This is a genomic window from Stenotrophomonas sp. STEN056 (assembly GCF_056759635.1).
Window position 1 is genome coordinate 43,294 of record NZ_JBRRDL010000028.1, and the last position, 7,257, is coordinate 50,550.

Below are 7,257 nucleotides of genomic sequence, written 5' to 3' on the forward strand. Positions count from 1 at the left end.
GCACCCAAGGACACACACACGCCGGATGCCAGGGTTGTTGACAGGCTTTGTCCGGACGCGCTATTCATTGTATGTATATACAAATAACGAGGTCCACCCGGAACCCCATGCCGTACCGTTTCTGGCTGCCATTGCTGCTGATCTGCGTGCTTGCGGCAGAAGGCGTGCTGGGTGCATGGGCCGGTGCGCGCATGGCGCTGGATTCGCTGGCCGAGGTGGCTGCCGATGGCAGCATGCTGGACGCGGACTGCGCGCCCGCCGAGCCCACACCGGCCACGGCACATGCCGGCCATGGCAATGAGGGCGGTGCCCGCCATCATGCCGATTGCACATGCGTGGACAGCATGGGCTGCGAATGCGTGTGCGTGCTGGTGCTGTATCCACCCACACGGGTGGCATTGTTTGCCGGTACCCATCCACCTGCCTCCCCCGATACCGCGTTGCCGGTACTGGAATTGCCGGCAAGCAAACTCTCGCGGGTATTCCGACCTCCCATCGCCTGAGCTGTGGTCGACGCGTCCCCCTGACGCAGCAGTGCCCCGTGTGCGCATGAACGTGCACGCACATCGCCCAGAGACAGCTTCCCCTGCGGGAGAGAGAGAGAACATGTACATGAAGTCCAATGCCCTGGCCGTGGCCATCGGCAGTTTGTTGAGCGTGGCCGTCGTCCAGGCCGCACAGGCGCAGGAAACACAGAACCAGGCCGAGGCCGCCCGCACGCTTGATGCCGTGCAGGTCACCGGCAGCCACATCAAACGCGCGCAGTTGTCCGGCGTCGGCCCGGTCAGCGTGGTTGATGCTGAAGCCATCGAGCGCTCCGGTGCCACCTCGGTGGAAACCCTGCTGCAGCGGTTGCCGGCGTCGGCCGGTTTTGCCGGCAGCCAGAGCAATGCCTACTGGGCCGAGAACGGCTACGGCACCACCCAGGTGAACCTGCGTGGCCTGGGCATCAACCGCACTCTGGTGCTGCTCAATGGCCGCCGCATCGTCAACGGCGGCACCGGCGCCAACAGCTCGGTTGATCTGAACATGATCCCGGTGGCGCTGATCGAGCGCGTGGAAGTGCTCAAGGACGGTGCCTCGGCCATCTACGGTGCCGATGCGGTGGCCGGTGTGGTCAACATCATCACCAAGCAGGGTTTCGACGGTGCCGAGGCGGCGGTCCGCTACGGCCAGACCACCAAGGGCGACGGCGACGAGACCGCGGTGGATTTCGCCTGGGGCGTCACCAGTGACCGTGGTTCGCTGATGGCGGGCATCAACTACGCCGAAGGTGGCACGGTGAACATGGGCTCGCGCGCACCGTGCGGCCTGGCCGAAGTGGACGGCAAGCTGGTCTGCTCGGGCAGTTCCACCACCGTGGGTGGCCGCGCGCTGCTGGCCGACGGCAGCCGGGTCAACTTCAACCAGGTGGCCGGCGGCAACGGTGACTTCTACGAGCCGTACTCGGCGGCCAAGCACAACTACAACGGCAACCCCACGCTCAACGCTGTCAACCCGATCAAGCGCATCAGCATGAGCGTGTTCGGCGACAGCCAGCTCAGCGAGAACACCACGGTGTTCACCGAGTTGATGTACACCAACCGCCAGTCCGACCAGCTGGCCGCGCCCGGCGGGCTGGGCGTGTACCGCCCGATCAACATTGCCGCTGACCATCCCACCAACCCCACCGGCCAGGACCTGCTGCTGCAGCGCCGTCGCCTGGAAGAAGCGGGCCCGCGCCATTTCTCGCAGGAGGTCAACACCTTCCGTGGCCTGCTGGGCGTGAAGGGCCAGTTCGGCACCGGCTGGGACTGGTCGGCGGCCTTCAACTGGGGACGCAACACGGGCGTGGATGCGTCGGACAACGTCGCCAACCTGGATCGCGTTGACCAGACCTTGAACCGCAGCATCTGCAGCCCGGTGCCGGGTGCGGCCATTCCCTGTGGTGATTACCTGGGCCACGGCGATCTGAGCCGCGAAGTGCTGGACTACATCCTGTATTCCTCGCGCGATACCGGCGGCAACGAACAGAAGAGCTTCACCGCCAACTTGAGCGGCCAGATTCTTGAACTGCCGGCCGGTTGGGTGGGGTTTGCCACTGGCGTGGAAGTACGCAAGGAGCGCGGCTGGCGCAACCCCGATCCGCTGACTGTGATGGGTATCGGCAACACCAACCAGCAGGACCCGATCGCCGGCGAATACACGGCCAAGGAAGTGTTCGCCGAGTTGGCCATCCCGCTGCTGCAGGACAGCGTCATCGCCGATTCGCTGTACCTCAACCTGGCCGGGCGTGCCTCCGACTACGACCTGTTCGGGCGTGACTACAACTACAAGGTTGGCCTGGACTGGCAGGTCAATGAATCACTGAAGCTGCGCAGCACCTACGCCACCGCGTTCCGCATCCCCAACATCCCGGAGCTGTTTGGCGGCGTGTCCGAGGGCAACCTGACCACCACCGACCCGTGCAGCAACTGGAGTGCGATGCCGGCCGATTCGGTGGTGCGCGGCAACTGCCAGGCCTATGGCGTGCCGGCCGGTTACGTGCAGCCGGGCAACACCATCCTGACCACCGCCGGCGGCAATGCCGAACTGGAACCGGAAGACGCCACCTCGTTCACCGCGGGCGTGGTGTGGACGCCGTCGTTCCTGTCCGGCCTCACGCTGACCCTGGATTACTACAACATCCGCATCAAGAACGCGATCCAGCGCATCGACGGTTCCACCAAGCTGGCCATCTGCTACAACACGCCGGGCCTGGCACACCCGTTCTGCGACGCCAGCAACTTCACCCGCAACCCGCGCACCGGCGAAGTGGACTTCCTGTCCTCGCAGCCGGTCAATGCGGCCAACGAGCGGGTTACCGGCGTTGACCTGGGTGCGTTGTACGAGTTCGACGTGGCCGGTTTCGATGCCAGCGTCAGCGCCGACGTCTCCTACCTGCAGCGTTACGACGTGCGTCCCTATGACGGTGCGGAGATGATCGAATACGCCGGCAAGATCACCGGCGGCCGCGGCAGCTACACCAAGTGGCGCGGGCTTGTGGCACTGAACGCGGCGCGTGACCAGTGGTCGGGCACGTGGTCCACGCAGTACATCGGCCGTGCCGAGGACATCAATGCATCGCGTGGCGACATCGGTGATCACGCGCCGTCGGTGTTCTATCACAACCTGCAGCTCAAGTACGCGGTGAGCAAGGCGTTTGATGTGTCGCTGGGCCTGGACAATGTCTTCGACAAGAAGGCGCCGTTCATCCAGAGCTACACCGATGCCAACACTGACACCATGACCTACGATCTGCTGGGTCGCCGCTGGTATGCACGCATCGGCTATCGCTGGTGACCGCAGGCGCCCCGCCGTGTGACGGCGGGGCGCAGCATTGATTGAGGAAGATTGGATGAAACCCGCATTCTGGGCACGCCGTGCCCACAAATGGATCGGCCTGGTCATCGGCGTGCAGGCATTGCTGTGGATGATCAGCGGCGTGTACATGACCGTGGTGCCGCTGGACGTGATCCACGGCGACCATCTTGCGCACGTGCACGGCGAGCCGCTGCCGCCGCAGGCAGCGCGCATCGATGCCGACGCGCTGGTCGCGCGCTATCCGCAGTTGCAGTCGTTCCGGCTCAAGCACGTGCTGGAACGTGAGGTGTATGAAGTGCGGCAGGGCGGGACGAAATTCCTGGTCGATGCGGCCAGCGGCGAGCGTGTGCCGCAGCTGGACCGTGAGGGCGCGATCACCCTGGCCCGTTCGCTGTACCAGGGCGAAGGGCAGGTCACCCGGGTGGAGTGGATCACCCAGGCGCCGTCGGAGGTCAAGACCCGGCCGGTGCCGATGTGGGCGGTGCATTTCAGTGGCGGTGGCGCCACCACGCTGTACCTGTCGCCGGATAGCGGCGAATTGCTCGCGCGTCGCCACAGCCTGTGGCGCTGGTTCGATTTCCTGTGGATGTTCCACATCATGGATTACGAGAACCGCACCGACGTCAACAACAACCTGCTGCGCGCCGCCTCGGTCATCGGCCTGGGTTTTGCGCTCAGTGGCATCTGGTTGCTGTTCTACAGCTTCGGCAAGCGGAGGTCCGCATGACGCCCTGGATGCGAACCCTGCACAAATGGGTTGGCTTGTTGATCGGCCTGCAGTTCGTGGTGTGGCTGGGCAGCGGCCTGATGATGAGCCTGCTCGACCCGGACAAGATTGAAGGCCGTGCACAGCGTGCACCGGCGCTGGAAATGCCGGCGTGGCCGGCCGATACCGTGTCCCCGGCCGAGGCGCTGCGCGCGGCCAAACACCCGGCGGCGACGCTGGACAGTGGCTGGTTGTTGCAGCAGCCGGTGTATCGCCTGCAGTCGCCGGAAGGCACCGAGGTGATTGATGCACGCAATGGCCAGCGCATCGACATCAACGCCGCACTGGCATTGCGGGTGGCGCAGGCCAGCTATCGTGGTGATGGCGTGCCGGCAACGCCCACGTACCTGGGCAAGACGCTGGAAACCCGCGCGAACCCCGACCCGGTGTGGCGCGTGGACTTCAGCGATGCACAGGACACGACGATCTATGTGTCCGCGCACAGCGGCCAGGTGATGGAGCACCGCACCGCGACGTGGCGCCTGTTCGACATCTTCTGGATGTTGCACATCATGGATTACACCGAGCGGGTGAACTTCAACAACCCGTTGGTGGTGGGCGTGGGCATTGGTGGCCTGTGGCTGGCGCTGACCGGCTTCTGGCTGCTGGTGGCCAGCTTCCACCTGCAGGAATTCATCCCGCGCCGCTGGCGCAGGCAGCGCCAGTTGATGGTGTTCGCCCCGGGCGGCGCGCATCTGCGCACGGTGACGGCAGCCAACGGTGACAGCGTCTATGTGGCCCTGGCGCGCGAAGGCGTGAACCTGCCATCGAACTGCGGTGGCGGGCAAAGCTGTGGCCTATGCGAAGTACGCGTGCGTGGCGGCGCCGACAAGGCCACTGCGGCTGATCGCTCGCATCTGCCCGATGCCAAGTTGAAAGTGGGTTGCCGCCTGGCCTGCAATCTGCCGGTGAACGAAGACCTGGAAATCGAAGTGGCCGGCGGCGCCAGCCTGTGGACCGAGCATTGGGCCACGGTGGTCAAGGTGGAGGCGGTGACGCCCTTCCTGCGCGAGATCCATCTGCAGCCCGAGCACGCGGCCGATGCCCAGTTCCAGCCGGGTTGCTACCTGCAGTTGCATGTGCCCGAGTACCAGTTGCCGCGCAGCGCGCTGTGGCATCCGGACGATCACCGCGATGACTGGAAGCCACTGCCGTTGCCGGCGACGCTGCACAACAAGGCAGCGGTGCGGCGCTCGTATTCGCTGGCAATGCCGGTCAATGCGAGCGATGGGCAGTTGGTGCTGCTGGCGCGTTTCAGCCCGGGCTGGCAGGAAAGCAAGCGCCATCCACCCGGCAAGGGCTCCACCTATCTGTACACGCTGCGCGAAGGCGACCGTGTGCGTTACAGCGGGCCGTTTGGTGATTTCGCCCTGAGCGGTGTGGAGCGCGAAAAGATATTCATCGGCGCGGGTGCGGGCATGGCGCCGCTGCGGGCGATGATCCAGCAACGCCTGGAAGAGGGTGGCGGTGAACGCATCCACTTCTGGTATGGCGCCCGCAATGCGCGTGACTGCCCGTATGCCACGCAGATGGAGATGCTGGCCAAGCAGCATTCCAACTTCAGTTGGCATCCGGTGTGGTCGGGCGAAGCGGAGGGAACTTCACCACGTCGCGTGCATGACGCGATTCATGAGGATCTGCTGCGCACGCATCCGGATCTGGCCGGTTGCGAGTTCTACCTGTGCGGGCCACCGGCGATGCTGGCAGCGACGCGGCAGCTGCTGCGCACGCTGGGCGTCGAGGAGGCGCGGATTGCGTATGACGATTTCAAGATCTGAGGACGGGGGGCGTGGTTAAAGCGGCCCTCACCCCAACCCCTCTCCCGCTCGCGGGAGAGGGGCTAGTGCTGCACGAGCGCTAGTGATGCTTGCTTCCCTTCTCCCCTTGCGGGGTGAGCACATGCGGCTTACGAGCCATTGGCTCGTGCATGCGCGAACGCTTCGCGTGTTACGCGAAGCCGGGGCGCAGAGCGAGGTGCCCGAAGGGCGGAAGAGGGGGGCTTCTTGCTCTATTTGCTTCAAGAGCGCCCTCTCCCCAACCCCTCTCCCGAGATGGGAGAGGGGCTAACGCTGCAGTTGCGCGTGATGCCTGCGCTCCTTCTACTACTTACACAGGCAAACGCTCACACGCATCAGTGCTTCGTGAACTCACTCAAGCTGCCATCCTCGGCCCACAGGGAAACCGTGTAGGGGCGGCTGAAGCCATCCGGTGATTCCATGCCCGGCGAGCCGATCGGCATGCCCGGCAGTACCAGGCCGCGGGCCTTCGGGCGCTCGGCCAGCAGCTTCTGTACGGCGCTTACCGGCACGTGGCCTTCAATCACGTAGCCATCGATCTCCGCGGTGTGGCAGGACATCATGTTGTCGGCAATGGCCAGGCGTGCCTTCACCGTGCCCATGTCGTCGGTGTTGTTGACCTGCACCGGGAAGCCGGCGGCCTGCATGTGCTCGGCCCAGCCGCCGCAGCAGCCGCAGTTCGGATCCTTGTGAACCCTGACCACGGGCAGGTTTTGTTTCACTGCGGCGGCTGCAACTTCGGCCACCGCGGCCGTGGCCGCGCCGGTGGTCGCGGCAACGGTGGACGTTGCAGGCGTTGCGTTGCAAGCGCTGATCAGCAGCGTGCTGCCAGCCAGGGCCAGGCCGTAGAGGGACATCTTTGATTTGATTTTCATGGTGTTTGTTCCTTGCAGAAGGTCGCGCCGGGATACCGCGGCGCGACGGGAGAGATCAAAGCATGGACAGGCCGCGCTTGAATTCAGTGAGGTCGAGCTTGCCGTCGCGGTTGGCATCGCTCATGTCGAAATGCGGCAGCAACGGGTGCTTGGCCGGCAGTTCCTGGCGGGTGATGAAGCCGTCGTTGTTGGCATCCAAACGCTTGAACATGGCGTCGCTGTCAGCGGCCGCCGGCTTGGCCTGGTGTGCGCTGTGGTCGTGCGCGCCGTGACCGGCGTGTTGTGCGTTGGCCAGTGCGACCGGGATGAACGCAGCGGCGGCGCCGAGCAGCAGGGTGTGCAGAATCTTCATGTTGTTGTCCGTACGCGAAAGAGAGGGCGGCACCCCCAGCGGCGGGCCCCCGCGGGGCTGCACCCCAGATACGCCAGCCGGCGCCGCAAAGGGCAGCGGGCGCACCATAGCCGGCGGCGCGGGGCC

Annotated in this window: 6 protein-coding genes; 4 read left to right on the plus strand and 2 right to left on the minus strand. The window is 65.1% G+C overall.

Annotated features, from left to right (window positions below; translation table 11 throughout):
• Positions 1-107 precede the first annotated feature (107 nt).
• The 4 genes from ACVOLO_RS14140 (at position 108) to ACVOLO_RS14155 (ending at position 5,886) form a co-directional block, all read left to right on the plus strand.
• Positions 108-503 (plus strand): CopL family metal-binding regulatory protein, encoded by a 396-nt coding sequence (locus ACVOLO_RS14140; protein WP_481570949.1) that lies wholly within the window; start codon positions 108-110, stop codon positions 501-503.
• 109 nt (positions 504-612) lie between these two features.
• A complete protein-coding gene (locus tag ACVOLO_RS14145) occupies positions 613-3,321 on the plus strand; it encodes a TonB-dependent receptor (protein WP_481570950.1) in 2,709 nt (902 codons plus the stop codon).
• A 55-nt stretch (positions 3,322-3,376) separates the two neighbouring features.
• Positions 3,377-4,069: a PepSY domain-containing protein gene (locus tag ACVOLO_RS14150; RefSeq protein ID WP_481570951.1), complete on the plus strand. Its 693-nt coding sequence runs from the start codon at positions 3,377-3,379 to the stop codon at positions 4,067-4,069.
• Entirely contained in the window at positions 4,066-5,886 is a 1,821-nt protein-coding gene (locus ACVOLO_RS14155) for a 2Fe-2S iron-sulfur cluster-binding protein (protein WP_481570952.1), read from the plus strand. The genes ACVOLO_RS14150 and ACVOLO_RS14155 overlap by 4 nt, the downstream gene beginning before the upstream one ends.
• Positions 5,887-6,239: 353 nt before the next feature.
• On the opposite strand, the gene ACVOLO_RS14160 is transcribed toward ACVOLO_RS14155, so the two are convergent.
• Positions 6,240-6,779 (minus strand): DUF411 domain-containing protein, encoded by a 540-nt coding sequence (locus ACVOLO_RS14160; protein ID WP_481570953.1) that lies wholly within the window; start codon positions 6,777-6,779, stop codon positions 6,240-6,242.
• 55 nt (positions 6,780-6,834) lie between these two features.
• Positions 6,835-7,131, minus strand: coding sequence for an EF-hand domain-containing protein (locus tag ACVOLO_RS14165; protein ID WP_481570954.1), 297 nt, complete (start codon positions 7,129-7,131; stop codon positions 6,835-6,837).
• Between the last annotated feature and the right edge of the window lie 126 nt (positions 7,132-7,257).

What these genes read in the sequence shown, in the direction of transcription:
- ACVOLO_RS14140 (WP_481570949.1), top strand. Translation starts at nt 108, where the DNA reads ATGCCGTACCGTTTCTGGCTGCCATTGCTGCTGATCTGCGTGCTTGCG.
- ACVOLO_RS14145 (WP_481570950.1), top strand. Translation starts at nt 613, where the DNA reads ATGAAGTCCAATGCCCTGGCCGTGGCCATCGGCAGTTTGTTGAGCGTG.
- ACVOLO_RS14150 (WP_481570951.1), top strand. Translation starts at nt 3,377, where the DNA reads ATGAAACCCGCATTCTGGGCACGCCGTGCCCACAAATGGATCGGCCTG.
- ACVOLO_RS14155 (WP_481570952.1), top strand. Translation starts at nt 4,066, where the DNA reads ATGACGCCCTGGATGCGAACCCTGCACAAATGGGTTGGCTTGTTGATC.
- ACVOLO_RS14160 (WP_481570953.1), bottom strand. Translation starts at nt 6,779, where the DNA reads ATGAAAATCAAATCAAAGATGTCCCTCTACGGCCTGGCCCTGGCTGGC.
- ACVOLO_RS14165 (WP_481570954.1), bottom strand. Translation starts at nt 7,131, where the DNA reads ATGAAGATTCTGCACACCCTGCTGCTCGGCGCCGCCGCTGCGTTCATC.